The organism is Pseudarthrobacter kochi, assembly GCF_055412805.1.
Window position 1 is genome coordinate 1 of the sequence record NZ_JBVAYV010000107.1, and the last position, 1,598, is coordinate 1,598.

General features: G+C 64.3%; 1 protein-coding gene. It reads left to right on the forward strand.

Features of this window, described 5'->3' with window-relative positions; translation table 11 throughout:
- Window positions 1-63 precede the first annotated feature (63 nt).
- On the forward strand, window positions 64-1,458 hold the full coding sequence (locus tag ACZY0Y_RS19830) for an IS1380 family transposase (protein ID WP_463959935.1): 1,395 nt from the start codon (window positions 64-66) through the stop codon (window positions 1,456-1,458).
- The last annotated feature ends 140 nt before the right edge of the window (window positions 1,459-1,598 follow it).

Genomic DNA, 1,598 nt, shown 5'->3' on the forward strand with positions numbered 1-1,598 from the left:
CGGATCGGGAAAAATGGGGTTTGTCTAGAACTCCGTTTGGCCAATCCGAGAGGCATCTCGCAGGTGCAACTTTTCCATAGATCCACGCGTGTGTCAGCCGCGTTCGATGATTCCAATCTCGTGTCGGCCGCAGGCCTGGTCCCTGCGATGGCGCTGGCGGTGAAAACCTGCCTTGGCGAACTCGCTGATCAGTGGCTGACGCTGCCCGGATACTTCGGCGCGAATGCGGGGTTGAAGATCACCGCGATGGTCGCAGGCATGGTCGCCGGGGCCGATTCCATCGATGACATGGCCTTATTGCGGCACGGCGGGATGAAAAAACTCTTCGCCGGCGCATATGCCCCGTCGACTTTGGGATCGTTCCTGCGGGCGTTCACCTTCGGCCATGTCCGCCAGCTCGACGCCCTCGCGGCCCGGTGGCTGGTGAACGTCGCCGCCGTGGCCCCGATCGCCTCCGGTATCGATGATTACGCTTTGGTCGATATCGACGACACCATCAAGGAAGTCCACGGCTACCGGAAACAGGGTTCCGGATACGGTTACTCCGGGGTCCGGGGATTGAACGCGCTGATCGGGATCCTCTCGACCGCGACCGCGGCGCCGGTCATCATCGGCGCGAGGCTGCGCAAAGGAAGCTCCGGCTCCCCGCGCGGGGCGGGGAAGTTCATCGGTGACATCCTTGCCACCGTGAAACGGCTGCGCGGAAAGGATGCCACCGGGCTGGTGCTGCTGCGTGCCGACAGTGCGTTCTACGGCCACCCGGTCGTCGCCGCTGCCCACCGCGCAGGCGCGAAAGTATCCATCACCGCCAGGATGGACCCGGCCGTCAAACGTGCCATCGCCACCATCAACGAGAAGGCCTGGACCACAATCCAATACACCGACGCGGTCCGCGATGAAACCACCGGAGCCTGGATTTCCTCGGCGGAAGTCGCCGAAACCGCCTTCACCGCCTTCGTGGGCCGAAAGAAAGCCGAACGCGTCCACGGGCGCCTGATCGTGCGCCGGATCCCGGAACTGAACGCCAAAGAAGGCGCAGGGCAACAGACCCTGTTCGACACCCACCGCTTCCACGCCTTCTTCACCACCAGCGCCCTGGACACTGTCACCGCAGACAAAACCCACCGCCAACACGCCATTATTGAGCAGGTCAACGCGGACCTCAAAGACAGTGCCCTCGCACACCTGCCCTCGGGAAAGTTCACCGCCAACGCGGCCTGGCTGGTCCTGGCGACCATCGCCTTCAACCTCTCGCGCGCCATCGGCACCCTCGCCGGAACCGACCTGGGCAAAGCACGCAGCGGCACCATCCGCCGAAAACTCATCACCGTCCCCGCCAGGATCGCGACCTCCGCACGGAAAATCACCCTGCACCTGCCCGCTCACTGGCCCTGGGCAACCAGCTGGGCACAACTCTTCGAAGCCGCCTGCGGGCCACCACGGACCGCCGCCATCTAACCACCCAGCCGACTCGGCGCAACCAGGACCACGGAACACCACCGGCAGCAAGGCCGGGAACCCCGTCATGCCCACCGACCGAACCCAGACCTAGATCAGAACGACCCCGCCCCATCAAACACAACCGGTGGATCGAGGCT